Annotated in this window: 24 protein-coding genes; 13 read left to right on the top strand and 11 right to left on the bottom strand. The window is 58.3% G+C overall.

The window, feature by feature from the left end; translation table 11 throughout:
* Nucleotides 1–3 precede the first annotated feature (3 nt).
* Nucleotides 4–1,074: an LPS O-antigen chain length determinant protein WzzB gene (locus LSG25_RS14355; RefSeq protein WP_232741593.1), complete on the bottom strand. Its 1,071-nt coding sequence runs from the start codon at nt 1,072–1,074 to the stop codon at nt 4–6.
* Nucleotides 1,075–1,308: 234 nt separating this feature from the next.
* On the opposite strand from LSG25_RS14355, the gene LSG25_RS14350 reads away from it, so the two are divergent.
* The 5 genes from LSG25_RS14350 to LSG25_RS14330 all read left to right on the top strand — a co-directional run bounded on the left by LSG25_RS14350 (nt 1,309) and on the right by LSG25_RS14330 (nt 5,820).
* Nucleotides 1,309–2,565: an O-antigen ligase gene (locus LSG25_RS14350; RefSeq protein ID WP_232741592.1), complete on the top strand. Its 1,257-nt coding sequence runs from the start codon at nt 1,309–1,311 to the stop codon at nt 2,563–2,565.
* A 227-nt stretch (nt 2,566–2,792) separates the two neighbouring features.
* Entirely contained in the window at nt 2,793–3,647 is an 855-nt protein-coding gene (locus LSG25_RS14345; protein ID WP_232741591.1) for an ABC transporter substrate-binding protein, read from the top strand.
* Nucleotides 3,648–3,716: 69 nt separating this feature from the next.
* Nucleotides 3,717–4,382, top strand: coding sequence for an amino acid ABC transporter permease (locus tag LSG25_RS14340; RefSeq protein ID WP_232741590.1), 666 nt, complete (start codon nt 3,717–3,719; stop codon nt 4,380–4,382).
* Complete coding sequence (locus tag LSG25_RS14335; RefSeq protein WP_232741589.1) at nt 4,379–5,038, top strand: amino acid ABC transporter permease; 660 nt, start codon at nt 4,379–4,381, stop codon at nt 5,036–5,038. Before LSG25_RS14340 ends, LSG25_RS14335 begins: the two co-directional genes overlap by 4 nt.
* A gap of 50 nt (nt 5,039–5,088) precedes the next feature.
* Nucleotides 5,089–5,820, top strand: a complete 732-nt coding sequence (locus LSG25_RS14330) for an amino acid ABC transporter ATP-binding protein (protein WP_232744705.1) — start codon at nt 5,089–5,091, stop codon at nt 5,818–5,820.
* Nucleotides 5,821–5,894: 74 nt separating this feature from the next.
* Here LSG25_RS14330 and LSG25_RS14325 read toward each other — a convergent pair whose 3' ends face one another.
* Nucleotides 5,895–6,632, bottom strand: coding sequence for a GntR family transcriptional regulator (locus tag LSG25_RS14325; protein ID WP_232741588.1), 738 nt, complete (start codon nt 6,630–6,632; stop codon nt 5,895–5,897).
* Nucleotides 6,633–6,723: 91 nt separating this feature from the next.
* Between LSG25_RS14325 and LSG25_RS14320 the strand changes: the two genes are divergently transcribed.
* The 4 genes from LSG25_RS14320 to LSG25_RS14305 all read left to right on the top strand — a co-directional run bounded on the left by LSG25_RS14320 (nt 6,724) and on the right by LSG25_RS14305 (nt 11,818).
* Nucleotides 6,724–7,971: an enolase C-terminal domain-like protein gene (locus tag LSG25_RS14320; protein WP_232741587.1), complete on the top strand. Its 1,248-nt coding sequence runs from the start codon at nt 6,724–6,726 to the stop codon at nt 7,969–7,971.
* A gap of 50 nt (nt 7,972–8,021) precedes the next feature.
* Nucleotides 8,022–9,521: a mannitol dehydrogenase family protein gene (locus LSG25_RS14315; RefSeq protein ID WP_232741586.1), complete on the top strand. Its 1,500-nt coding sequence runs from the start codon at nt 8,022–8,024 to the stop codon at nt 9,519–9,521.
* Entirely contained in the window at nt 9,521–10,708 is a 1,188-nt protein-coding gene (gene uxuA, locus LSG25_RS14310; protein ID WP_232741585.1) for a mannonate dehydratase, read from the top strand. The genes LSG25_RS14315 and uxuA overlap by 1 nt, the downstream gene beginning before the upstream one ends.
* 150 nt (nt 10,709–10,858) lie before the next feature.
* On the top strand, nt 10,859–11,818 hold the full coding sequence (locus tag LSG25_RS14305) for a 3-hydroxyacyl-CoA dehydrogenase family protein (RefSeq protein WP_232741584.1): 960 nt from the start codon (nt 10,859–10,861) through the stop codon (nt 11,816–11,818).
* Between the two features lie 37 nt (nt 11,819–11,855).
* Here the strand turns inward: LSG25_RS14305 and LSG25_RS14300 are convergent, their stop codons facing one another.
* From LSG25_RS14300 to LSG25_RS14290, 3 genes are all read right to left on the bottom strand, one after another.
* The gene (locus tag LSG25_RS14300; RefSeq protein WP_232741583.1) at nt 11,856–12,098 is read right to left on the bottom strand and encodes a type II toxin-antitoxin system CcdA family antitoxin; all 243 of its coding nucleotides are present in this window, start codon (nt 12,096–12,098) and stop codon (nt 11,856–11,858) included.
* A gap of 101 nt (nt 12,099–12,199) precedes the next feature.
* A complete protein-coding gene (locus tag LSG25_RS14295) occupies nt 12,200–12,571 on the bottom strand; it encodes a type II toxin-antitoxin system HigA family antitoxin (protein WP_232741582.1) in 372 nt (123 codons plus the stop codon).
* A 3-nt stretch (nt 12,572–12,574) separates the two neighbouring features.
* Nucleotides 12,575–12,877 carry a type II toxin-antitoxin system HigB family toxin gene (locus LSG25_RS14290; protein ID WP_232744704.1) on the bottom strand — a complete coding sequence of 101 codons (303 nt, stop codon included), beginning with the start codon at nt 12,875–12,877 and terminating at the stop codon, nt 12,575–12,577.
* 100 nt (nt 12,878–12,977) lie between these two features.
* On the opposite strand from LSG25_RS14290, the gene LSG25_RS14285 reads away from it, so the two are divergent.
* Both LSG25_RS14285 and LSG25_RS14280 read left to right on the top strand, forming a co-directional pair.
* The gene (locus LSG25_RS14285) at nt 12,978–13,211 is read left to right on the top strand and encodes a hypothetical protein (protein WP_232741581.1); all 234 of its coding nucleotides are present in this window, start codon (nt 12,978–12,980) and stop codon (nt 13,209–13,211) included.
* A 166-nt stretch (nt 13,212–13,377) separates the two neighbouring features.
* A complete protein-coding gene (locus LSG25_RS14280; protein WP_232741580.1) occupies nt 13,378–14,121 on the top strand; it encodes an SDR family NAD(P)-dependent oxidoreductase in 744 nt (247 codons plus the stop codon).
* A gap of 313 nt (nt 14,122–14,434) precedes the next feature.
* On the opposite strand, the gene LSG25_RS14275 is transcribed toward LSG25_RS14280, so the two are convergent.
* On the bottom strand, nt 14,435–15,598 hold the full coding sequence (locus LSG25_RS14275) for an ATP-binding protein (protein ID WP_232741579.1): 1,164 nt from the start codon (nt 15,596–15,598) through the stop codon (nt 14,435–14,437).
* Between the two features lie 219 nt (nt 15,599–15,817).
* On the opposite strand from LSG25_RS14275, the gene LSG25_RS14270 reads away from it, so the two are divergent.
* Nucleotides 15,818–16,480 (top strand): dihydrofolate reductase family protein, encoded by a 663-nt coding sequence (locus tag LSG25_RS14270; RefSeq protein ID WP_232741578.1) that lies wholly within the window; start codon nt 15,818–15,820, stop codon nt 16,478–16,480.
* Nucleotides 16,481–16,667: 187 nt separating this feature from the next.
* A complete protein-coding gene (locus tag LSG25_RS14265; protein WP_232741577.1) occupies nt 16,668–19,280 on the top strand; it encodes an autotransporter domain-containing protein in 2,613 nt (870 codons plus the stop codon).
* A gap of 200 nt (nt 19,281–19,480) precedes the next feature.
* Here LSG25_RS14265 and LSG25_RS14260 read toward each other — a convergent pair whose 3' ends face one another.
* The 5 genes from LSG25_RS14260 to LSG25_RS14240 all read right to left on the bottom strand — a co-directional run bounded on the left by LSG25_RS14260 (nt 19,481) and on the right by LSG25_RS14240 (nt 25,972).
* A complete protein-coding gene (locus tag LSG25_RS14260; RefSeq protein ID WP_232741576.1) occupies nt 19,481–20,290 on the bottom strand; it encodes a class I SAM-dependent methyltransferase in 810 nt (269 codons plus the stop codon).
* A gap of 135 nt (nt 20,291–20,425) precedes the next feature.
* Entirely contained in the window at nt 20,426–21,994 is a 1,569-nt protein-coding gene (locus LSG25_RS14255) for an aldehyde dehydrogenase (NADP(+)) (protein WP_232741575.1), read from the bottom strand.
* 854 nt (nt 21,995–22,848) lie between these two features.
* Complete coding sequence (locus LSG25_RS14250) at nt 22,849–23,874, bottom strand: 4-hydroxythreonine-4-phosphate dehydrogenase PdxA (RefSeq protein WP_232741574.1); 1,026 nt, start codon at nt 23,872–23,874, stop codon at nt 22,849–22,851.
* A gap of 20 nt (nt 23,875–23,894) precedes the next feature.
* Nucleotides 23,895–25,412 (bottom strand): tripartite tricarboxylate transporter permease, encoded by a 1,518-nt coding sequence (locus tag LSG25_RS14245; protein WP_232741573.1) that lies wholly within the window; start codon nt 25,410–25,412, stop codon nt 23,895–23,897.
* Nucleotides 25,413–25,423: 11 nt separating this feature from the next.
* Entirely contained in the window at nt 25,424–25,972 is a 549-nt protein-coding gene (locus tag LSG25_RS14240) for a tripartite tricarboxylate transporter TctB family protein (protein WP_232741572.1), read from the bottom strand.
* Between the last annotated feature and the right edge of the window lie 44 nt (nt 25,973–26,016).

Here is a 26,016-nt window from a genome sequence, read left to right as displayed (position 1 = left end):
ACATTAGAGGCGCTTAGATATTTTCCGAATTAAGGCAATAAGAACCCCTAATATGCTTCCTAAAATAACTCCTAAAATTAATACTAGGAGCTTTTTGGGCTTGACAGGTTCTTGAGGAACAGTGGCGGCTTGATCAATAGTCGCCACTGATAAATGTGATGGGTTTAGATCAATACTCTTAAGTAACGCTCGCTTTTTTAGCAGATCGGGTAGATTGTCGATATAAGGGTCGTCGTTGCTGCGTTTTTCCAGAACATCTAACTCGGCTTGCAGCGCTTTGGCACCGCGTAAATAGGTCGTTTCCCCAGTGTACGAGGTCACCAGGTTTCCTGAGTTGGCAGGCACTTCTAAACCGATTGATTTGGCCACTTGTAAAGCGTCTTTCAGGCGTGTAATACGATCTTGGCGCGCGACCAAGGCGATTTTGCGCAACGTTGAAATTTGGTCATCTATGCCTTGTGTGCGTAAAGCGACTTCTCCGGCCAAGTCGTTCAGGAGTTCTTTCTGAGTCGCTTTGATAGCCATCGCTACATACGTATCCGCCCAATTCGCGATGGTTTGAGGGTTGGTGCCTTCAAAACTAACCCTTACCGTATTGTCTGTTGGTTTGGTGGGTAAAGTTATGGCCAACGCTTTCGCTAGTTGTTTCTTCAGTTTGTCTTTGTTGATTTGATCAGTTGTCGTGCGCTGCGCAGGTAGATATACGTTCTCAAAAAATTGTTGGCGCACTGTATTCGATGTTAGATGTTGCAAGAAATCGTTATAGGCTTCTTTAATGCTCAGTTCTTTTATGCTGGGGGGGGCGGCGGACGAATTGGTCTGAGTTATACCGCTAATGGCCACCCCCGTAAGTTGGCTGCCTATGTTGTAGCCAGATAGGCCGCTGGCTGTAGGTGGGAGAGTCTGGACATAAGTTTCATATACCGGGGTGCTGAAAAAAACGTAGACTGCGGCAATACAAGTGACAACTAGTGTGACAAGAAGAATCAAGAGCTTGGAGGCCCATAGCGTTCGCGCGATATCGCGCAAATCGATTTCGTCTGACGGTTGATAATGAGAGACGTTTTGTTCCACGTGGTGCTCCGAAGTGGGATGATTGCCTGGTACAGCGGCGACTTACATTTTCAGGCATTATAAGGCACTATTTTTTTGCAAATACTTGTGAAAAATGTGTTGTGACGGCTGCTTAATCTTGGTAGCGTCTTAAGTGGGCGCTTGGCGCAAATCTCCCATATCGTGCAAAATGCGTCCCTTGCCCAGAGGGCAGGTCAGTTAAGGCTTAGCATCAAGAATGGATTTGAACCAACAATGATAGCGATTGATTCACCGGGTACTTGGCTCTCCAGAATAGCTTCCGTCGGTGCATTCTTGTTTTTTGCACTGACGTTGTCGGCGCCTTCGGGTTATTCCTACGGAACTGCGCTGTTGTTTCTGGCTAGTGTGGCTTTTCTATGTAGGCGCCCTCATCTTTCTTTGTTGGCGGAAGATAAAGCGTTAGCCATTCTCTTTCTGGCTATTTTCCTCATTTCTGCCTTTATTTTTCTGCTGCACGGCAATCCACTCAAGACGTTGGATCAAACCAGCCGTTATGTATTGGCAATTCCTGTCCTGTTTCTGTTGCTTAGGGTGCCGCCAAGTCTGTCGTTTGTCTGGGGGGGGCTGTTTGTGGGGGGCGTAACGTCGGTGGCAATTACGCTGTGGCAACGGCATTGGCTGGGCATCGCTCGTGCTGATGGCTTTGTGACTAGCGCAATACCTTATGGTGATATTGCCTTAATGATTGCGTTGCTGTGCATCGCCGGCTTGTTTTGGGCCTGTACCCTGAGGCGCCATGCTTGGCTTTGGTGTCTTGCCTTGGTGTTGGGTGCCCTGGCTGGCTTCTATAGTTTTATTGCTTCTGAAACACGCGGTGGGTGGCTGGCCGTACCTCCGGTGGTGGTTCTGTTTTTCATTGCATTCGCCAGAAAGCACAACGTCAAATGGACTATACATGCGATTGTGACCTTATTGCTTGTTGTTGGTGTGGTGTTGTCGCTTGCGCCAGATCTGGGCATTAAAGCCCGATACGATGAAGCGGTGAAAGAAGTTCAGATGTACCGAAACCAGCAAGTGTCCGATACCTCGGTTGGTGCTCGGTTGGGCGCGTGGCATCTGGCTCTTGCCGGTATTTCCGAAAAACCGTTGCTGGGCTGGAGCTATAAAGACTATGACGCCAAGCTTGATCGTTTGGCTGCAGAAAAGAAGATAGATCCGTTTGTGTCCGGCCTTTCAAACACACATAATAATTACCTGGAAGTATGGCTGCATCAAGGCTTGTTTGGCTTGTTGGCTCTTTTGACCCTTTACTTCTATGCGTTCTGGCGTTTTTGCCGGCGGCTAAGGCATGACGGTCTGATGGTTCGGGTATTGGCGGTGTCAGGAGCCTCCCTGATGGTGTCGTTCTTTATGTTCGGCATGACCCAGGTGATTTTGGGGCGCAACAATGGGGTGCTTTTTTTCCTGTTGACCTTGATTATCTTCTGGGCCTGTATGCGACATGAAGAGGGTAAGCATAATTCCACGTAATGGCGGCCCTTGTGGCCGCCCCGGGGGTTGATGTGTTGGCCGAAGCGGGCAGGCATAAGGCCCTTCTCTACGAAAATTTAAGAGCCTCCTTACAAATATGATCAGAAAAATATTAACTTTTTCTGAAATGTATACTAGAATCCAATCAAGAATTCAGCGCTGCCTGGCGGGTCGAACTGGCCAGCCGTGGCAAGCGGATCACGATTCACTTATTGGGAGACATAGGAATGACTCGGTTTTCACTACGGAAGGTATTGGGCGCTACGCAGCGGTATTCGCTGGTGGCGTGTCTTGGGCTGGCGGCGTTGCCGGCGGTGGGTCATGCCGATGCGCTGACTCCGCCGGCCGATAGCCCGCGCATCCAGGCTATTAAAAAGGCCGGGGCGCTGAAGGTGGGGGTATTGTCGAACCCGCCCTGGCTGGTGGAAAACACCCAGGGCGGCGGCGAGGCCTGGTCGGGTCCGGCCTGGCTGCTGTCGAAGGAATACGCCAAGCTGCTGGGCGTGAAGCTGCAGCCAGTGCTGGTGTCGCACGAAACCAAGGTGCCGGTGCTGGCTTCCAATCAGGTTGATATGACGATTTCGCCGCTGTCGGTAACGCCGGCTCGGCAAAAGGTGGTGGATTTTGTCACCTATTCGAAAACCAGCTTGTGCGTATTTGGCCGGGCCGATAATCCCAAGGTGAAAAACGCCAAGTCGGTGGACGACTTCAACAAGCCGGACATCACCGTGGCGTATCTGACGGGCGGCGGCGAAGAGGCCTGGGTGAAAACGCGCTTTCCGAAGGCCAAGCTGCGCGGTGTGGCCAGTGGTGTGGCGGCCCCGGTGGAAGAGATCATGGCGCATCGCGCCGATGTAACGCCTATCAATCGTATTCCATGGATTGCGCTGAACAAGAAAGTGAAAGGCCTGTATGCCCTGCCTTTGGGCAACAACTGCCAGGACAGCACCGAGATGGCGTCCGACATCGGCCTGGCCATCGACAAGAACCAGCCCAAGTTCCTGAGTTGGCTGACGGCCGTGAAGGACCACATGCAGCCGCAGCTCACCGCGGATGAGAAAGCCTCGATTGAAAAAATGTAAGGTTGCGATCGGTTTCGGCATGGCCCAACTGGGCCGTGCCGTGCGATGGCGCTATTTCGCGGGATAGGTATGGAGTTCGACTTTAGCCCTGTTTTCCAGAGCGGCTGGTTTTTGCTCTCGGGTGTGGGTGTAACTATTTTGCTGTCGCTGCTGGCGGTGCTGGGCGGGGCGATTCTGGGCACGGCCATGGGGCTGGGGCGCTGCTACGGGCCGCGCTGGCTGGCCTGGATACTGACGTTTTATATCGACAGCATGCGTGCGATTCCGGTGCTGGTGATTCTGGTGTGGGCGTATTTCGCCTTCCCGATTCTTACCGGGCTTAGCCTGCCGCCGTTCTGGGCGGCGTTGGCGGCATTGAGCCTGCATTTGGCCGCCTATGTGGCCGAGATCCTGCGGGCCGGCATCGAGTCGATTCGGCCGGGCCAGACGCGCGCCGGGCTGGCCCTGGGCATGTCGACCGCGCAGCTGGTGCGCAAGATTATCCTGCCGCAGGCCTTTGTGCGCCTGCTGCCGGATTTCGGTTCGATTATTTCCCGCACCATCAAGGATACGGCCATTGCCACGGTGATTGCGGTGCCGGAGCTGATGCGCCGCGCCGATACGATCGCCACGCAAAGCTATCGGCCCATCGAGGTGTTTACGGTGGCGCTGGTGATCTACTTTATTCTTATTTTTCCTGTGACACGCATTGTCGATGTGTTCTATCGGCGCGTGGCGCATTTAGGCCGATCATGAATCTGGACTGGTCCGTTGTTACTGATCACTGGCAGTTGCTGGCGCACGGGGTGCTGCTGACCATACTGCTTACGGTATTCACGATGCTGATTGCCGTGCCGGGCGGTATTTTGCTGGCGTCGATGCGCCTGTCGCGGTTTCGCATTTTGTCGGCCGGCAGCACGTGTTTTGTGGAGTTCTTCAGGAATGTGCCGATCATCCTGGTGGTGTACTGGGCGTTTTATGTGATGCCGGTCTTGACGGGCGTGGGGCTTTCTCCCTTTATGACGGGTCTGGTGGCCTTGGCTTTGAACAATTCGGCGTACAACTCCGAGACGTTTCGCGGCGGTATCAATTCGATACGCATGGGGCAGAAAGAGGCCGGGCTGGCGCTGGGCATGAGCAACGCCCAGGCGTTTTTCAAGATTGTGCTGCCGCAGGCCTGGCGGCGGGTGCTGCCGGTGCTGGCCAGCGCCTGGGTGTCTTTGTTCAAGGACACCTCGCTGGTGTCGGTGATTGCGGTGGGCGAGCTGGCCTACACCGCGATGCAGATCCGCTCGCAAACCTTCCGCGTGATAGAAATGCTGACGGCGATGGCGGCGATTTACTGGCTGCTGGGCTACCCGCAGGCCAAGCTCGTGGACTGGATCAACAAGAAATACGGAGTTAAGGAATGAGCATGGCCAATACCGGGGCGACCGGACGCAAGGGCTCGAACGAGCCGCCTATGCTGGTGTACGAGAATGTGCAAAAGTCGTATGGCTCGTTTGTGGCGCTCAAGGGCGTGTCTTTGCAGGTGAATCGCGGCGAGGTCATGTGCCTGATCGGGCCGTCGGGCTCGGGCAAGTCGACCTTGCTGCGTTGCACCAATGGGCTCGAGATCATCGATGGCGGCCAGGTGGTCTTCGGCGGCAAGGCGCTGGGCAAGGATCCCAAGTCGCTGCGCCAGGTGCGCCAGCATATGGGCATGGTGTTCCAGAGCTTCGAGCTGTTTCCCCACAAGACCGCGATTGAAAACATCGCCATAGGGCCGACCACGGTTCTGGGCATGGACGAAAAGGCCGCCAATGAACGCGCCATGGCCTTGCTGGCCAAGGTGGGCTTGACCGACAAGGCGCAGAGCTATCCCAGCAATTTGTCGGGCGGCCAGCAGCAGCGCGTGGCGATCGCCCGGGCGCTGGCGATGGAGCCGGAGGTCATGCTGTTCGACGAGCCCACCTCGGCGCTGGATCCGGAAACAGTGGGCGAGGTGCTCAATGTAATGAAGAAGCTCGCCAACGAAGGCATGACCATGATTGTGGTGACCCACGAGATGACCTTCGCGCGCCGGGTGGCCAATTGGGTCGTGGTGTTTGAGGCGGGCGCGGTATTGGAGCAAGGCCCGCCGGATCAGATTTTCGTGAACCCCGAACAGGCGCGGACCAAGGATTTTCTAAGCCATTTGGGTTGGAGCGGTTGACGGCACAGCGTGTATGGACGTTTCGTATGTCGACGCAAGGGCCGCCCCTATGGAATGGGGCGGTGTGCTCGAATTTACGAATCCAGCTCGAAGAATTCGGGGAATTGTTTGGCGGTCAGGCTCAGGTGCTGGAAGATTTTGCGCAAATGTTCTTTAACGGCGATTTCGGCGGTTTCGGATTTGCCGCTTTTGATGGCCAGGGCAATGGCGCGGTGCTGTTCGATGATCTCGGCCATGCTGTCGATGTGCTTCAGGGTGAATTGCCGGGCGCGGTCCATGTGCAGCTTGGCGTCGGCGATGTCGGCCCACAGTTCGGGCAGGTCGGCGTAGTACACGATGCAGCGGTGGAATTCTTCGTCCGAGGCATAGAAGGCGTCGGTATTGCCGGTTTTGATGCAGGTTTCCTGCAGGGCGATCTGTTTGCTCAGTTCTTCGTACAGGGCCAGGTGATGTTCGGATTCAAGCGCCTTCTTGATCAGGTTGATTTCCAGCGATTCGCGGATGAACTGCGATTTTTTCAGGTTGCTGATGCGTATGGGGGCGACGATGGTTTTGCGCTGCGGGTAGATGTCGACCAGTTGCTTGGTGGCCAGCAGCACCAGCGCTTCGCGCACCGGCGTGCGGCTTACCCCCAGGCGTTCGGCCAGCATGTTTTCCGACAGCACTTCGCCGGGCTTGAGTTCAAGGGTAAGAATTTCGTGCAGCAGGCGCTGGTACACCACCTGCATTACCGTGCGGGCCTGGGCCGGATCCCCCCGCTTGATGCCGCGCAGCCAGTTGGGCTGGTTCATATCCAAACTGGCGTCTGACATGTATGCCTCCTGTTGATTTATTTCTTATTTTAGTCATTGACCATAAATTGTACACTACCATACAATTTAAATTTTGCTAGCAAGGCGCACCATGCGACGACCCAAGATTGTTGATATCAAAGCCACCACCGTCACGGTTCCGCTCGAGGCGCCGTTGCGTCATGCCAATGGCGCGCACTGGGGCCGCTTTGTGCGCACTATTGTCGAAGTGGAAACCGACGTCGGTATCGTGGGCCTGGGCGAATTGGGCGGCGGCGGCGAAAGCGCCGAACAGGCCATCCAGGGCTTGAAGCCGTACGTGGTGGGCACCGACCCGTTCGAGCTGGAAAGCCTGCGCTTCAATATCTGCAACCCCACGGCCAGCCTGTACAACAATCGCACGCAAATCCATGCGGCCATCGAATTCGCCTGCATCGATATCATCGGCAAGTTCCTGGGCATACCGGCCTACGATTATCTGGGCGGCAAGTTGCGCGATTCGGTGGAATTCGCCAGCTACCTGTTTTTCCGCCATCCCAACAAAACCACGGGCGAGGGCGAGGTGCGCACGATCGATCAGTTGGTCGAGAACGCGCTAAGCCTGAAGGCCAGGCATGGCTTCAGTTCGCACAAGCTGAAAGGCGGCGTGTTCCCGCCCGACTACGAGGCCGAGGCCTTCCAGGCCATGGCGCATGCCATGGGCAATGACGGCGTGCGCTACGACCCGAATGGCGCGCTCAGCGTTGAAGAGGCCATACGCTTTGCCAAGGCCATCGACGGCCTGAACAACAATTACTACGAAGATCCGGCCTGGGGCCTGAACGGCATGCGCCGCGTGCGCGAGAACACCTCGATACCGTTGGCAACCAATACCGTGGTGGTGAATTTCGAGCAGCTGGCCAGCAATATATTAAGCCCGGCGGTCGATGTCATTTTGCTGGACACCACCTTTTGGGGCGGCATCCGGCCTTGCATCAAGGCGGCGGGTATCTGCGAGGCTTTCCAACTGGGCATTGCGGTGCATTCGTCGGGCGAACTTGGTATTCAATTGGCCACCATGCTGCATCTGGGCGCGGTGCTGCCCAACCTGGCCTTCTCGGCCGATGCGCACTACCATCACCTGGTCGACGACATTATTGTGGGCGGAAAAATGGAATACCGCGGCGGCAAGATTGCGGTGCCCTCCGGCCCGGGCCTGGGCGTGGAACTGGATCGCGAAAAACTGAAGCAATATGCCGAGCTGTACAAGGAAGAGGGCGGTTATTTGTACGACCGCGACCCGGCGCGCCCAGGCTGGTTCCCGCTGATACCGAATACGCGCTGGGCCGACCCCGAGCGCGGCGGCATGGTGGATTATTGATCCATGGCCCTCGCTTGCCGGCCGCCTGTATTCAGGTTTGCCCCATCATTATGAACAGACTTTCGCAAAGTACTTTAGGCGGCGTGAAGCCGGGGGTGACCGTTCCTTCGTATGACCGGGCGCGTGTGGAGTCGCGCATCGTGCATCTGGGGGCGGGCGCATTTCATCGCAGCCATCAGGCGGTGTATACCGACGATGTCATGGCCGGCGGCGATACCCGCTGGGGTATTGTGACCGCCAGCCTGCACAGCCCGGCCATCAGCCAGGCGCTGACACCGCAAGACGGCCTGTACACGCTGCTGGTCGACGATAACGGGACCACGCGGGCGCGTGTTATCGGCAGCCTGAAAGAGGTGCTGTGCTTGGGCGAGTCGCGGCGGCGCCTGCAAGAGCAATTGTGTTCGCCCTTGACCGAGATTGTCAGCCTGACGATTACAGAAAAGGGCTATTGCTATGAGCCCTCATCGGCCACGCTGGACGAATCGCACGCCGATATCCGGGCCGACCTGACCGCGCCGTGGAACCCGAATACGGCCATAGGCCTGCTGGTGGCGGCGATTTATGAGCGCAAGAAGAACGGCGTCAAGCCGTTCACGATTCTAAGCTGCGACAACCTGCCCTCGAATGGCCTGACCCTGCGGCGCGTGCTGGAACGCTATGCCGAACTGGCACAGCCGATGTTCAGCGATGCGCAGCTGAAACGCCATTTGCTGGACCACTATGCCTGCCCCTGCACCATGGTCGATCGCATTACGCCGGCCGTCGTGCCGGCCGACCTGGCCAGGGCGGAGCAACTGGTGGGTGCGCACGATGCGTCGCCCGTGGTGGCCGAGCCGTTTTCGCAATGGGTGATCGAAGATGCGTTTTCGTCGAATCGCCCCGCGTGGGAAAGTGTGGGCGCGACCTTTACCGATGATGTCGGCGCTTTCGAAGAAATGAAGTTGCGCCTGCTGAACGGTAGCCATTCGGCCCTGGCGTACCTGGGCGGACTGGCGGGCTGTAAAACTGTGGCCGCGGCCATGCAGGACCCGGGCCTGGCGCGGTTTGTGCGCGCGCTGATGGGCGATGCGGCCGACACCCTGGCCATGCCTGCCGGGGTCGGCCTGGACGATTACATGCGCTCGCTGCTGCGGCGTTTCGGCAATGTGTCGCTGAACCACCTGACCGCGCAAATTGCCATGGACGGTTCGCAAAAATTGCCGCAGCGCATACTGGAGCCGATCCGCCTGCGTTTGGCGCGCGGCTTGCCGATCGACCATCATGCCTTGGTAGTGGCCGCCTGGATTCGCTATTTGATGGGGCGCGACGAGCAGCACGGCGTGCTGGCAATCAACGACCCCATGGCGGACGTACTGGCGCAGGCGCTGGCCCGCGCCAGTACGCAGGCTGATGATTTGGTCGCCGCCGTGCTGGGCTTTGCCCAGGTGTTCGGGCGCGACCTGCCCGGCAATCCTGTTTTTGTACGCAGTGTTGTCCACGCATTGCAAAACCTGTTATCCCAGGGCGTGCGCGCCACGCTGTCCGCCCTGGCTTCTGCGAGAGTTCAATAATGGAACAAACCTGGCGCTGGTTCGGCCCAAGCGACCCTATCCCTTTGAATCATATTCGCCAGGCCGGCGCGACGGGCATCGTGACGGCCCTGCACCATGTGCCCGCCGGCATTGCCTGGCCTGAATCCGAAATTGCCAAGCGCAAGGCCACGATTGAAGCGGCGGGAATGCGCTGGTCGGTGGTCGAGAGCATTCCCGTGCCGGAATCGATCAAGCTGCGCACGGGTAGTTTCGAGTCGGATATCCAGGCCTGGAAGGCCTCGCTGACGCAATGCGGCCGGGCGGGCATACGCACCGTTTGCTACAACTTCATGCCGATTGTCGACTGGACCCGCACCGACCTGATGTGGCAGCGGCCTTCCACAGGCTATGCCCTGCGCTTCGATATCAACGATTTCGCGGTCTACGATATTTTCATTTTGCAGCGCCCGAAGGCGCGCGACAGTTTCAGCGATGAGATTGTGCTCGAGGCCGAAAAGCGTTTCGCGCGCCTGGGCGATGCCGACGCCGAGCGGCTGGAGAAAACCATTATCGCCGGCTTGCCGGGCGCGGATTTTTCGTACGATCGAGCGGGCCTGAAGCGCCTGATCGCGCAGTACGACGACATCAGCCCCGACGACCTGGCCCGCAACCTGACGCTGTTCCTGGAAGAGGTCGCGCCAGTCGCCCAGGCCGAAGGCGTGCAGTTGGGCATACATCCCGACGATCCGCCTATGTCTTTGTTCGGCTTGCCGCGCATTGTGTCCACGCAGGACGATTTGCGGCGCTTGCTGGATGCCGTGCCGATTGCGGCCAATGGCCTGACTTTGTGCGTGGGATCTTTAGGCGTGCGGGCCGGCAATGTGCTGGTGGATATGGTGAAGGCGTTCGCCGATCGCATCCATTTCGCGCATTTGCGCGATGTGACCTATGAAGCCAATGGTTCGTTTTTCGAGGACGAGCACCTGGACGGTTCGTCGGACATGATAGGTGTGGTGGCGTGCCTGCTGAAGGAAGAACGCCGCCGCCGTGAGCAGGGCCATGCGCAGATCGAAATCCCGTTCCGCCCGGATCATGGCCATTTGCTGGGTGATGATATCAATAAGAAAACCAATCCGGGGTATTCGTATATAGGCAGGTTGAAAGGACTGGCGGAGTTAAGGGGGGTGATTCGGACCTTGGAGTATATGGAGGTTGCTCGGCGGTAGCTGGCTGGGCCGCCACCCCCGCTCGCGTATGGATGTTATTCGGAGTAGACCCGCCGTAAGGCTTCGGCAGGGCGTATTGCTGTCGTATTTGCCGTGTAGACCCCTGCGATCGCGGTACGATATCGGCATTGATTCGAAAAGGCTGAATACATGACGCAGAAAAACTTGCTTGGGGCGCCGTCGAGCGCGCGTGCTGTGGTAGTGGGCGGCGGGACGATGGGGGCGGACGTTGCCGTGGTGTTGCTGCGGGCCGATTGCCGGACGTGTGTGGTCGAGCCGAACCGGGCGCAGCACGACACGATTCGTGAACGGATCGAAGCGAACCTTCAGGCCATAGGCAAGCCGAATAACCTGGGGCTTCTGCAGGTGGCGAATTCCGTCGACGATCCGGATTGGGCCGATGTGAACCTGATGATCGAGTGCGTGCCGGAAGTGCTGGATATCAAGCGCACGCTATTCAAAACCTTGGCCGACAAGGCGCCTGGCCATGTAATTCTGGCCAGCAATAGTTCCAGCTTTCCCATCAGCCAGGTGGGGGAAGGCCTGGCCACGCAGGAACGTATGGTGGGGCTGCATTTTTTCATGCCGGCGCATATCGTTCCGCTGGTGGAAGTCGTCATGGGTCCCGCTACCGATCAGGGCGTGGCCGATGCGATGATCGCCTTCATGCGCCGCTGCGGCTCGGTGCCGATTCTGGTTCGCAAGGATGTGCCCGGGTTCATTGCCAACCGTTTGCAGCATGCCCTGGGGCGCGAGGCGTTTTCCTTGATCGAAGAAGGCATTGCCACGCCGGAAGACATCGATGCCGCGGTGCGTTTCGGTTTTGGCTTCCGCTACCTGGCTGCCGGGCCCATCATGCAGAAGGAACATGCCGGGCTGGACGTTCACGCCGCGGCCGCGGCGACGATTTACCCATCGCTGTCGAATGCGGCCGTGCCGCCGCCGGTCCTGGCCGACAAGCCCAAGAACGGCACCCTGGGCATGAAGTCGGGCCAGGGGTTTTATAAGTGGTCCGATGCCGACATCAAGACTGAAAGGCAGCGCTACAACCGCGTGCTGCGCGCGGGCCTGGAAATATTGGCGGATGAATTGCCGGAAATAAAGCCGTAGTTTGGGTGAGGGCGGTGGTGCTTAAAAACGCGCCGTGTCAGAACGAGCGCCATTGATCGAGAGGAAGGCCTTCTTCTTTCACCAAGCGGTTATGGGCCGCAATGAAATCCGAATATTCAGCAGTCCAGGCGCGGGCGGTGCGTATCGCTTCGCGCACGCTGCGCTCGCAAGTCTGCGATAGGTTGATGCCCAAGGCTTTGGCTTCATTGTAAACATCGACAGATAGAGTGATGTTCGTTGCCCGCTTGGGCGCGGTCTTCTTTAAAGAGATCTTTTCCATGTTGCCTCTCAATGCGCATAAATATGAGGGTCGCTGATCTTTCGGTGTTGGTGCTGGAGCAAGCCGAAGGTCCTCATTCGCCCTGATGCGGCTAGTTTTAGTCATGCGTGCGAGGTGGGCCTGATGAGGCTTTCGGCCGGAATGCCAAGCTGCCGGTGCAGCTTCCAGATCATCGGGAGCGTTAAGGCGCGTTTGCGGTTCAGTATTTCGTAGACGCGATTACGCTGGCCAATCATCGGTTCCAGATCTTTGGCGGTGAGGCCTGCCTGCTCCATCCGAAACTTGATGGCCTCAATGGGGTCGGGCAAGTCAATTGGATAGTTCTTTGCTTCATAGGATTGCACTAGGGTAGCAAGCACATCAAGGCGGTCGCCTTCTGGCGTCCCTGGCTCTGGGTCGCTTTCCATGAGACGAGAAACTTCTTTTAGGGTGGCCTTGTAGTCGGCATCGGTATGGATGGGACGGATTTCCATGAGTTACTCCATTTCTACGGTTTCGGCGTCGATATTGTCGTATTCGGCGTGGGTGCCGATAAATTTTACGTAGACAATGCCGATGCGGTAAGCAATGGCGACAATAAGGCGGTAGTCATTGCCCTTGATGTTAAACACGACGCGTCGGTTTTTCAGAACGCTGGCGCTACGATATTGAATCTTGATATCAGCAGGTTGGGCCCAGTTTGCTTGAGTGGCCTCGTCCACCCAGGCTTTAATTGCTTGCTCAGCGGCAGGGTGAGTTTCCCAGAACTGATGTAAGGTGCTGATCGCTATCACTCGCATGAAATAACTATAGTCCCATATTGGGACTAATGCAAGCATTAACTTATCGAATCACAATTGAAGGAAGCCGTCGAGAACGGATCGTTACAGGAGATCTGCCATGACCAATAAAACTCAGGTGAAAAGCTCAATACTTGCAGCAGTGCACGAAACAGCCAGCGACCTGCATCGACAAGGGTTCATTAACAAGCGGACGATGGGCCGTTATGATGCTCTTTGCCTGAAGCCGATTCCTGCCTGCAACAGTGAAGACATCCGCACCATGCGCGAAAAGCTTAAGCTCAGCCAAGCCGTACTGGCTTCCATAGCGACCGACCGCAAGGCATGCCACTAACGGCAGTAATCAGCCTTTACTGGCCACTATCGAAAAATCCGCGAATTTCCGCTTTGCGTCGGGTTCGGCCATCTGTATTTGGCTACAATCGGCCACAAGTTAAGCCGCCAAATTACGTCCTGCGCTCTGCGGTGGGTGGCCCTTTACTCTTGATATCGATACGTCTATGAACTCTTCGTCTCCTGTTGCCCTTGTCACCGGCTCTACTTCCGGTATCGGCGCCGCCATTGCTCGACGGCTATCAAACGAGGGATTCGCTATCGTCTTGCATTCGCGCAGCTCGGTCGATGCAGGGCATGCGTTGGCCGGCGAGTTCGCCAAGGGGGCGTATGTGCAAGCCGACCTGGCTAATGAGGCGGACCGGGAGAGGCTTGTACGCGAAGCAATTGCCGTGTGGGGGCGACTCGACGTGCTGGTCAATAACGCCGGCGTCAGTCGCGTAATTCCGCATGCGGATATCTTGGCGGCCACGCCGGATGTATGGCAGGAACTGCATGAAGTCAATGTCGTTGCCCCATTTCGTTTGGTAGCGCATGCGGAATCCGCGCTCCGTGATGCTGCCGCGCGGGGCAAGCCTGGGTGTGTCGTTAATGTTAGTTCGCATGCTGGCGTCCGACCAAAGGGTGCATCCATTCCTTACGCAGCGACCAAGGCCGCGCTAAACCATGTGACCCGCTTGCTTGCTCTTTCGCTTGCCCCGCATATCCGAGTGAACGCCGTCGCACCAGGCCTGGTAGATACGCCTATGACGGCGGACTGGACGCAGGCACAGCAACTTTGGAAAGAACGGGCGCCTATGCGTCGGGCGGCTAGTCCAGAAGACATTGCCCAGGCTGTTGCAATGCTGGTCGCCTCGGACTATTTGACGGGCGAAATTCTACTGTCGGATGGTGGCTTGAACCTCACCTAGCCAGCGCGTGTCAATCGGCCAGTTGAAGCGGATGGTCCTGCGTTTGTAAAATCGCCTTGTGGCCAGAAGCTGATTCGGAACTTTTAGGCTTGGCTAAATGCATGCGCCCGGGCAGTTTCCTGTGAACGAGGTAAGCGGGTTTGTGTTTATCCGGCGAGGAGCTGCAGCCGCCTGGTCGCTTTCCATGAGACGAGAAACTTCTTTTAGGATGGCCGTGTAGTCGGCGTCGGTATGGATGGGACCGATTTCCATTCGTTGCTCCATTTCTACGGTTTCGGCGTCGGTTTTCAGAACGCTTGCGCTACGATCGGATTCATCCCTGGCGCTGCATGTATTCTGCGAAGAGTGGAACGGTAAAGTTCAGATAGCCATGATCTGTGCTGTAAATCATTCCTTTAGAAATAATGCTGGCCCGAGTTGGCCCGAGCGATGACTGGGTTCGCCCCAGTGCCTTGGCAATATCTGCCATGGCATAGGGGCCATCACCCAGTTCCGACATCGTTTTCACGAACTGAATCTCTGACTTGGTCAGCCGATCGATACGGACTCTGAAGAAGCCTGCATCAAGTGAAGCGAGAGTTTCGGCATAGGATTGGTTCACGTCGTCAATGGTGATTTCTGGTCCTTCAGCGTTGTTCCAGGTTGTGGAAGCCCACTCTTGTAGGAAGAAGGGATAGCCACGTGTACGATCGACGATGATGCCGAGTGCCGTCGGTTCGATTGAGGCATCTTCGTCTAATATCGGCTTTTCAACCGCTTGAATAGCGGACGGCTGATCGAGCGCTCCAACGGCTGGGTAAAGAAAAAGCCGCTCGGAATAGGACTTTGCTTCGCCCGCGAGTCGGGCAACTTGCGGAAGACCTGCACCGACGAGAAGTACTGGAAGGCCTTCTTGGGACATATGATGGATGGCAACGATCAGTGCTGATAGATCTGCTACGGAAAGGTACTGGACTTCGTCGATGAGAAGAATCCATCCTTTGCCTGCGGCTTTTGCTGCTTGACCGATTACATTAAAAAGGTCTGGAAGATCGTGCTGAAGGTCCCCACTATCAGCGAGGCCGGGCTCAGACTCAACGCCGATTTCGACACCAGCGATGTCAATCTTGAAGATCGACGCAAAACCTCGAAGACCCTTCAGTCCGCGGTCGGCCATCTGCTTAGCGGCCTGTACGCTCGAAAGCGAGCGCATAACCTTTCGCATTTCAGGATAGAGAAGACGTGCGAGACTCTCACATTCCGGAGACTCCACCTTGGAGACAAGAAGGCCTTCTTCCTGTGCGATTTTCCCTATTTCATTTAGCAGGACAGTCTTGCCGGTCCCCCTCAGCCCGAGGAGCATGACTGATCGGGCGCTTCGCCCTTTAACGGCGCGGCCACATGAAATCCTTGCCGTCTTAAGAATTGCATCGCGCCCAGCAAGTTCAGGCGGTCTACTTCCTGCGCCTGGGGCAAAAGGATTACGGTATGGATCCATTTTATCCTCTACTGATTTCTAGCTTAATATACGTAAGTATAGTATTTTTTACTATATTTCACTATATTAAGCATTTTTGGTGCTGACGGGCTAGTTTCCTCGGAATTGATCACTCGGATTCCTGCCTGCAACAGGTCGAGTTTGATCGTGAACATGGGACTACAATCGGCCAAAAGCGTTCGTTGATTTACTTCTTGGGCGTTTAAACGGAGGCAAACGATGACACGAGTTCGCGTTGACGGCTTCACCATTTCGCTTGACGGATACGGGGCAGGCCCAAATCAAGACATCGACAATCCGCTCGGCGTTGGCGGGACGGAACTGCACCAGTGGCTAGTCCCAACACGCACGTTCCAGAGGGTCTTGTTCGGCAAGGACGGCGGTACGACCGGAGTTGACGATGATTTCGCCGCCCGTAGCTTTCAGAATGTTGGGGCCTGGATTCTTGGAAGGAACATGTTCGGGCCCATTCGTGGGGACTGGCCGGACTCCAACTGGAAAGGCTGGTGGGGAGACAATCCACCGTATCACGTGCCAGCCTTCATTTTGACCCATCATGCGCGCCCACCCATCGAGATGGAAGGCGGCACGACGTTCCACTTCATAACAGGCGGCATTCGCGAGGCGCTAGACCGTGCACGCGAAGCCGCTGCCGGCATGGACGTACGGATCGGCGGTGGGCCGGGCACAGTACGGCAGTATCTGCGTGAGGGCCTCATTGATGAGCTGCATATTGCTATCTCGCCGGTCCTGCTCGGCCGGGGAGAATCGCTGTTCGAAGGGCTTGACTTGCGGGCTCTGGGATACGAATGCGTTGAATCCGTAGCGTCGGAGAAGGCCACGCATGTCGTCCTGCGGCGCCAAGGGCGCAGGGGCGCCTGACCTCCCGCTGAAGGCCGACGTCCCTGACGGCCCGCGGTGCTTACCCAAGCCCCCAGCCAGCGGCACGCATGGCGATTGAACGCCATCGTCCAAGCATCAAAATATAAATAAATATACCAAAGCAAATCTAAATGTTTCATAATCCGATCGTCACGAATGTGACTTTTTTATCCTATCGGAGGAAACAATGACGATTCAAAGAGTATCGGTGTTGCCGTTGGAAGAAAGTGGGATTCATGTGGTCGGCGCGGGCAATGGGCCGTGGCAAGGGTTGCCGGTTTGCAGGTATTTGTGGAGTTTAGTGGCGGCCGTGGGGGTTTCTTGCATGGGTCTGGGCGATTTGGCGGTGGCCGCGCCGCTGGCCGAAACTGAGCACAAGCGGCAGCACGATCCTTTGTCGGCGGTGTTGTGGTCGCCGCCGCCGGATGGCTGGGAAATTATCGAGAACGAGGCGCAATGGGGTTCCCCCGATGCGCCTTTTGTGTTTTCTGGGGGTGCGTTGCATGTGGGCGGATCGTTTCAGTCGAACCGCGAAGTGCGGATCGGCGAACGGGCTGTTATCAATACCTTGGCGGATACGGCCCTGCATTTGAACGGCCCCATCGGCAATGTATGGCCGTCGCGCGAGGGTCTGGCCAAGCTGGGGGCCGGCACACTGGTTTTGTCGGGAGCCAACACCTATGCCGGCAATACCTTGCTGCTGCAAGGCACGCTGCATGTAGCCGGCAACAGCGCTTTGGGAGGCGACTACCGGACGCTGAACGCCAATACGGGCACGGTCCTGAGTTATGCGCCGGGCATCACGCTGCTGAATACGCTGCAGTTGCAGGCGATGGATATCAGCCGGGAAGTGCCGGCGGGTTCGTACGCTGATGTCGTGCCGGCCGATTATGCCGATAGCGTGCAAATGACGGTCGATAGCGGCGAGGCTATCCAGGCGGGCACTTTGGCCGGCGCGGCGCCGCTGGTGAAGCAGGGGGCGGGACGCTTGCGGATCAGTGCCGATGCCATGGCGTATTTCGGCGCGGCGACGGTGAATCAGGGTACGCTGGCGGTGGATCGATTTTTTTCGGGATCGGTGCGGGTGAATCGGGGCGCGCGCTTGCAAGGCGTGGGCTCGGTCGGGTCGGCGACGATCATGGACGGCGGCACGCTGGCCGCGGGCAACAGCCTAGGCACGCTGGCGGTACAGGGCGACCTGGTGTTCAAGCCCAATGCGCGGTTCGAGGTCGAGGCAACGCCGCAGGGCGCCGCGGACTTTGTGCAGGTCGGCGGCAAGGCCTTGCTGGATGGCGATGTAATTGCCCTGGCCGAAGCGGGCGATTGGCAAACCAGCACCCACTATCCGATCTTGCGCGCCGAACAGGGACTGGACAATAGTCGCTTCGCATCGGTGCAAAGCAATTTTGCATTTTTGACGCCGTCCTTGAGCTATGACGACAAGCAGGTGCACCTGACTCTGACCCGCAACGATACGGCGTTCGACGAGGTGGCGGAAACGCCCACGCAAGAGCAGGTGGCCGATGCTGTCGAAGACGAGGCGGCGGGAGGGGATGGATCGGCAGGGCCGGCGCTTTACGATAAAGTGGTGGTGCTGGATGAGCCTCAGGCCCGATCGGCATTTCAGCAATTGTCGGGTAGCTGGGCCGCGTCGCTGCAATCCAGCTTGATCGACGATAGCCGTTTCGTGCGAGAGGCTGTGCTTGAGCACGCAAGCCCGTTCGGGCCAGGCTTGCCTTTTGATGAAAGCCGCTCGGTTCGACAGGCAGCGCGTCATGCCGATAGTCCGCAAGCGGTCGGCCATACTTCCCGCGTCTTGCCGGATGCATTGCCTGCTCAATCGGATCGGCCCCGGTTTTGGAGCCAGGCATATTATTCCTCGGCCGATCGAGCCGCTCAATCGGGAACGCCGGCCGATCAGCGCAGTATCCAGGGCCTGGTGCTGGGGCTTGGTGCGCCGGTCAATGCCGACTGGGCCGTGGGCGGTTTCTTTGGCGCCCAGCAAAGCCATGTATGGCGCGGCCAATCCATGGCCAATGCCCGGATTCACAGCACGCACCTTGGCCTGAACCTGGCCGGCCGCTGGCGGGGCAGCGTGCTTGCGCTGGGCGCCGCGCATTCCCGGCATGGCGTGGAAAGCCGTCGAAAGGTCGCTGTGGCCGGCCTGCACGATGATCTGCAAAGCCGCTATCAAGCCGGCGGCACGCAAATCTTCGGGGAAGTGGCCTGGCCGATATCGTTGCCGTCGGCGGGCGCGGCAACATCGGCTCGGATATCCCCGCTCTCCGCGGGCACGGATTTCATGGATAGGGGCGACTCCAGTGATCGCCTGCAATCCCCGTCATCGCATTCACCTGCAACGAAATCCCCATCGACTCTTGCGCCCTTCGTGCGCCTGGCCTGGGTGCGAACCCATATCGACGGCTTTACCGAACAGGGCGGTGCGGCAGCGCTCGATGTTTTGCCTGCCCGCCCGTCGGCGCTATTTACCACGCTGGGATTAAGGCTGACGCACGAAATTGAAACGGCCGTGGGCGCCGCCAGGATCCGGGGCTTGCTGGCCTGGCGCCACGCCAGCGGTGCCGTGCGCTCTTTTTCCCATCAAAGTTTCAGGGACGCCGCTCGGCATGCGGTCTTTGAGTCCGAAGGCCAAGCTTTGGCGCGCCAGGCCTGGCAATTCGAACTGGGTGTGCAGGCCAGACTTGCCAGGAATGTGAGCCTGGGCGTTGCCTACGCCGGCCAATTCGCCCGCCGCCTGCAAGACCACGGCGCGCGTTTGAATTTGGTGTGGGCATTCTAGGATCTTTCCGCACAAGGCTCTGTAGCCTGGCATGGACATCCCCGGAATGCTCACGCAAGGTTTCGTAATCTGGCATGGGTATTCTGGGAACGTCCACACCAGGCTCTGCAGAGGCGGGCTTTGTGCCTGCCCGTTCAGGCCGGTGCGTCATCACCCACGGGCGGCCACGAGAGTCGCCCTTACGCACGGCATCGATGAATCTAATGCCGCGTGCCGATCGTGAGCAGGTATTCGCGGGGGACGGCGATGCCTATGTCCGTGGCGAATTCGTCGTGGAAGGCGGCGAAGTCGCTCTGGAGTTGCGCCCGCCGGGCATCGTCCAGACTGTTGGCCAAGGCCTTGGTAGGCCCGTATCCGGTGGAGAATGCGTGCCACGCGGCCTTGCCGTCCTGATCGTAGTAGGTCGTGATGCCTTCTTCGAATTTCAGGTCGAAACTGGAACCCAGCCTCTCCTGGACGCGATCGCGGTTTCCCCAGGCGAATGGGGATGGTGGCGCGGGATTCGCCGGCGTAGGCATGTAGGGCCGCATCACCACGAACATCTTGTAGACATTGCCGTCCGGCGTCCAGGTCGCCAGGCCGAGACGTCCGCCTTTGCGACAGACCCGGGCCATCTCGGCCGCCGCCGCTTCCGGATGGCTTGCGAACATTACGCCAAAGGTCGAAACGACGGCGTCGAAACTGCCATCCGCAAAAGGGAGTTTTTCCGCATCGCCGATTTGGTAGGTGATCTCGAAGTTCTCGGCTTTTGCTCGCGCTTTGGCGGCAGCGAGGAGGTCGGTGGCGATGTCGGCGCCGGTAACCTTCGCCCCGCGGCGTGCCAGCAGGCGCGATGTCCATCCGGTACCTGTGGCCAAATCCAGAATGCGTTCGTTTGGCTGTGGATTGATTCTGAGTACACAGTGATCGAGCGCGCTGGCGATCTGATGGCTGATTTCGTTATAGGCGTCTCCGCCGGATCCCCACACGGTTGCGGGGCGTTCATTATGTGCTTCTATTTTTCCGTCCATGACATACCTCCACTTGAAAATTAAAGTGTTTTTGGTATGTGAAAATCATACGCTCGAATAGCGGGGCCGGCGCATTTAAAAAGAGGTAAGAGCGCCTAAAATGGCGCCCTTACGCCAAATGGCCAGGGTTACGTTTCAATCTTCCAGGCGCGGAATGCTCCATGGATTCGCGGCCTTCAAGGCTTCGGGAAGCAATGCGTCCGGAATATCCTGATAAGACACAGGACGCAGGAAGCGATAGATGGCGGCGGTTCCAACCGACGTGCTGCGGCTGTCCGACGTCGCGGGGAATGGGCCCCCGTGCACCATGGCGTGGCAGACTTCAACTCCGGTGGGATAGCCATTCGCCAGAATACGGCCTACCTTGAGCTCCAGGGCGGGGATCAGTGTGGACAGCAGTGCTTGGTCTTCGCCTTCCTTGATCTGCAATGTGGCGGTCAACTGGCCCTCGAGGGCTTCGACGATGGCCAGCATTTGCGCGGCGTCGCGGCATTCGATGACCAGCGAACTCGAGCCGAACACCTCCATGCCCAGTCCGTGCGGGTCTTTCAGGAAAGCGTCGGCCGTTGTGCGCAACAGAGCCGATTGGCACTGATTGGGCGCATTGGAAGCTTGGCCGCGGGCCAACACTTCAATGTCGGCATGATGGCTAAGCTGCTCCACACCCTTTTGATAGGCGCTATGGATGCCCGGAGTCAGCATGGTGGCGGTGGCGCTTTGGGCGACAGCGTCTTTGCTGGCTTGTACGAACGTATCCAGTTCAGGCGAGGCCAGGCCTATGACCAGACCGGGGTTGGTGCAGAACTGGCCGGCTCCCATGAGCAGCGAGGCCACGAAGCCTTGCGCGATTTTTTCCGGCTGAGCCTTGAGCGCGGCGGGCATCAGGAACACAGGGTTGATGCTGCTCATTTCGGCGTATACCGGAATAGGTTCTGGGCGAGCCGCTGCCGTATGCATCAGCGCTACGCCACCATTGCGCGAACCGGTAAAGGCAACCGCCTTGATAATGGGGTGCGCAGCCAGGCCTTGCCCGACATCGCTGCCAGCGCCGAACAACAGCGAAAACACACCTTCGTCCAGGCCGCATTGCTGCACGGCCTTGCGCACCGCGCGGCCAACCAGTTCGGAGGTGCCGGGATGGGCCGAATGAGCCTTCACAATGACCGGCGCGCCGGCGGCAAGCGCCGACGCGGTGTCGCCGCCGGCCACGGAAAAGGCCAGCGGAAAGTTGCTGGCGCCAAAGACGGCGACCGGTCCCAGCGGAATGTAGCGCAGGCGGATATCGCTGCGCGGCATGGGCGTGCGATTGGGCTGGGCGTTGTCGACGCGCGCATCGAGCCAGCGGCCGGCACGCACAACCGAGGCGAACAGGCGCAACTGGCCGACGGTGCGTCCGCGCTCGCCCTGCAGACGGCCCAGGGGCAGGCCGGATTCCTGGTGAGCGCGGGTGATCAGATCATCGCCCAGCGCCATGATCTGTTCGGCAATCTCTTCGAGAAACACGGCGCGTTGCTCGAGCGTGGTTTCGCGGTAGCTGGCAAAGGCGCGCTGCGCCAGGCGGCAGGCACGATCGACGTCCTGGGCGTTGCCGCCCTTGAAGCCCGGCTCCAGAGTTTCGTTGGTGGCCGGATTGATGGCCCTGATTTCTTTGTTGGAACCGAAGACATCTTCGGCGCCGATCAGCATAGCACCCGTAATATTCACAATATACCTTGTCGTGCAGGGACGGCAGCGGCTGTATGCCATAGCCATCGATTAATTAAAAAGTAGCTTTGCCAGCCATGAAACCGGCCCGTAAACCTTGAAGCAGCATGACGGAGCCAAAGCGCAGAAATACTAATATCTTAGTTTATCCATAGTAAACCCGATTTTCCAATTGTATTTTTCTTTGGCCACAATAGATTATAAAAGAATATGAGATGTCATACATCTTGATAGAACGCCAATTATGGATGCCAGTTTCAAACGTTTTCCCGACGAGCGGCCACAGGCTGACTCCGAACTCATGAACAACAAGTCCTTACGAGTCCGCAAGCAAGCACGTAGATGCCCCTGCAATCCCCACATAATCGTGTGAACTTATGGCCATAGTTCATAAGCCCCATGCAAAGGAAGTCCCCCTACAATAGCCCTCACGCAAAAGCCCTCATACGGAAAGTCCTAATACGAGCGGGGGTGGCGGCCCAGGCAGGGTGAGCGAGCTTGAGTCCGCCGCGGCCGGCGCCTGGATCGGGAGGCAAGGGAGCGGCTGTTTGAGCGTCACGGGTGTCCACAGCCCGGGGGGCTGTGGACGACGCGAGTTCCGCGACCGCCCGATCCAGGCGCCGGCCGCGGGCAGTCCTGGCGAAGCCAGGACCGGACGATGCGAGCACCACCCTGCCTGGGCCGCCACCCCCGCGCCTTAAGAACGCATATCGTGCAGGCATTTGCCCTGGCCATTGGCCCGCCGCCCTCGTGTCTTAAGAACAAAAACAGTACTTATAGAACAAGAATAATAGCTAAATAACGAATGAGACAGACAGCCACAAGCCACCCATAACGGCAACTCCAAGATTGTCCTATGACTCACCCCATCTCTTCCTATAAGCCTCCCCCATGCGGCAAGCAATAAGATAAGCATTACGCATGGCATTCACATTCGCCAGATTCTTCCCCGCAATATCATAGGCAGTGCCATGCGCCGGCGTCGTTATAGGTATCGGCAGCCCCCCCTGCACAGTTACCCCTTTCTCGAACCCCAGCAGCTTGATCGCAATCTGCCCCTGATCGTGATACATCGTAACGATCGCATCGTATTTGCCGTCGCGCGCCTTGATGAAAATAGTATCTGCGGGGAAAGGCCCTTCAACCGGATAGCCCTGTTGCTGCAACGATCGTACGGCCGGCTCGATAATATCGATCTCCTCACGCCCGCAAGACCCGCCATCGCCGCCATGCGGATTCAGCGCGGACACCGCCACCCGCGGCTGGGCAATGCCGGCCGCCTTGAGCGAATCGTAGATCAGCCGGCTGGCGTCTTCGATGCGTTCTTTGCTGAGCAGCGACGTCGCGTCTTTCAGCGGCACGTGCGAAGACACCCGCGAAGTCCACAAGCCGTCCAGCGTATTGAACTCACAGAAATACGTGTCCACCTTGAGGTAGTTGGCGAAGTGATGCAGCTCGTCTTCGAACTTCATGCCCGACTGCTTCATGGCGTGCTTGTTCAGCGGTGCGAAACAGATGGCGTCGATCTGGCCGGCCATCACGGCATCCATGCACAGGTTCAGAATCTTCAGCACCGAGGCGCCCCCGGATGCGGCGGCCTGTCCTTGCCGGACTTGCCCGGGAGCAACGCTGTCGACGGCAACAAACAGCGGCTTGTCGCCGGCTGCGCCGCGCGCGTCGGCCAGCGAGGCAATGGCCTGGGTGGCCACGGCCACGCCTGCTGCTTTTTGCCCGGCCTCCCACAGCCATGGGTCGCCGATCAGCACAATATTGCCCTGTTGCAGGTTGGCGGGATCGTTCAACAGTTTGGCGATAAGTTCAGGGCCGATTCCGGCGGGGTCGCCCAAGGTCAGGGCAATCGTGGGTTTTTGTGCAGGCATGGTATCTCGATGGAGTTCGTTTAATCCGGGTTTGGAACAATGGCCGGAATCGGTTCTTTACGCTTGAACAGGCGCCCGATCAGGGGCAGGCAGGCCATCAGCAACCCCAGCGTGGTCAGGGTGCCCGCCAGGCCGTTGTGCCAGAAAATGCCCAGGCTGCCGCCCGAGAACAGCATGGATTGCCGGAACGCATCTTCGGCCTTGTCGCCCAGCACGGCGGCCAGCACCAGCGGAGCAATCGGGTAGCCCAGCTTCTTGAACAAATAGCCGAACACGCCGAACACCAGCATCAAGTCCACATCGAACAGCGACTGATTGACCGCGTAGGCGCCGATGCAGCACACAATGACGATAATCGGCGCCATGATGGAAAACGGCACGCGCAGAATGGAAGCGAACAGCGGCACGGTGGACAGCACCACGACCAGGCCCACCACATTGCCCAGATACATACTGGCGATCAGGCCCCAGACGAAATCCTTCTGTTCCAGGAACAAAGTTGGGCCGGGCTGCAGGCCCCAGATCATCAGGCCGCCCAGCATCACGGCGGCGGTGGCCGAGCCCGGGATACCCAGCGTCAGCATGGGCAGCAGGGCGCTGGTGCCGGCCGAGTGGTCGGCGGTTTCGGGGGCGATCACGCCTTCCAGCGCGCCTTTGCCGAAACGCTCGGGCGTTTTCGACATGCGCTTGGCCACGCTGTAGCTCAGGAACGATGCGGCGGTGGGGCCGCCCGGGGTAATGCCCATCCAGCAGCCTATGGCCACGCTGCGCAGCCAGGTGGCCCAATAGCGCGGCATTTGCTTCCAGGTCTGCCAGACAATCCGGGCGTTGATTTTTGTGTGCTCGCCCTTGAATACCAGCCCTTCTTCCACCGTGCACAGGATTTCGCCTATGCCGAACAGGCCTATGACCGCGACTTCAAAGCTGATGCCGCGCAGCAGGTCCGGGATTCCGAAGGTCAGGCGCAGATTGCCTGACACCGTATCCATGCCTACGGCGGCGACGGCAAAACCGATCATCATGGACGATATGGTTTTGAGCGGCGGGGTTCGGCTCAGGCCGATGAAGCTGCCGAACGCCAGCACATAGACGGCAAAGAATTCCGGCGAACTGAAGCTCAGCGCGAATTTGGCGATATAGCCCGACAGAAAGGTAATGAGCAGAACGCCCACCAGCGCGCCCAGCAGCGCCGACGTAAAGGCCGCCGTCAGTGCTTCGCCGGCGCGCCCCTGCCGGGCCATAGGATAGCCGTCGAAAGTGGTGGCGACCGACGAGGGTTCGCCCGGGATGTTGAATATGACCGATGTGACCGAGCCGCCGAACAGGGCGCCCCAGTACATGCACGACAGCAGGATAATGGCCGATACCGGCTGCATGGTGAAGGTGATGGGCAGCAGCAGGGTCACGCCGTTGGGCGCTCCCAGGCCCGGCAGCACGCCCACCAGTATCCCCAGCAAAATGCCGGCGATCATGATCATGATGTGGTACCAGGACAGTACGACGCTCATGCCGTGCATCAGCAGGTTGAGTTGTTCCATGCGGTTTCGTCCTACATTCCGAACCAGGCCGGGAATGGGCCGGCGTACAGCGGAACCTCAAACCAGCGGGTAAAAATGAAATAGCAGGCCAGCGGCACCACGATCGAGATGGTCAGGATCTTGAGCCAGCTGTAACGCTTGCCGTCTTCGGCCATGCGCCACATGAACCAGGCAATGAATAGCGCCGAGGCCACGTACATGCCGATGAAAGGCATCAGCGCCACGTAAACGCAGATGGGAATGAATACGCCCAGCACGCGCTTGAGCTGCGGGCGGGTGGTCAGGTCGGCGCGGCCGAAGGGCCATTTGGACAGGGTTTTGATAGCGGTGCCCAGACTGGACAGGGCAAGGAACAGCCCAACGTAAAAAGGAAAATACCCGGCCATGGGGCCGCCGTCGTCCCAGCCTATGCCCTGCTGCAGGCTGCCCGCCATGACGATGCCGCCCAGAATCACGAGCGACAAGGAGGTGGCCAGCCCGCCCACGCGCAGGCTCAGCCCGCCCTGTCCGGGGGGCGGGCCGGCAGGGCCGGGTGTGTCTGCGGATGTCTGTGTATTCATGGCCTTCGATTCGAAGAGTTGCCGCGTCGTGGTGCTTGAGTTGC

The organism is Paralcaligenes sp. KSB-10 (assembly GCF_021266465.1).
In the GTDB taxonomy this organism is placed as follows: domain Bacteria; phylum Pseudomonadota; class Gammaproteobacteria; order Burkholderiales; family Burkholderiaceae_B.
The sequence above is the reverse complement of the archived record's forward strand: the minus strand, read 5'-3'. Positions and strand labels throughout refer to the sequence as shown.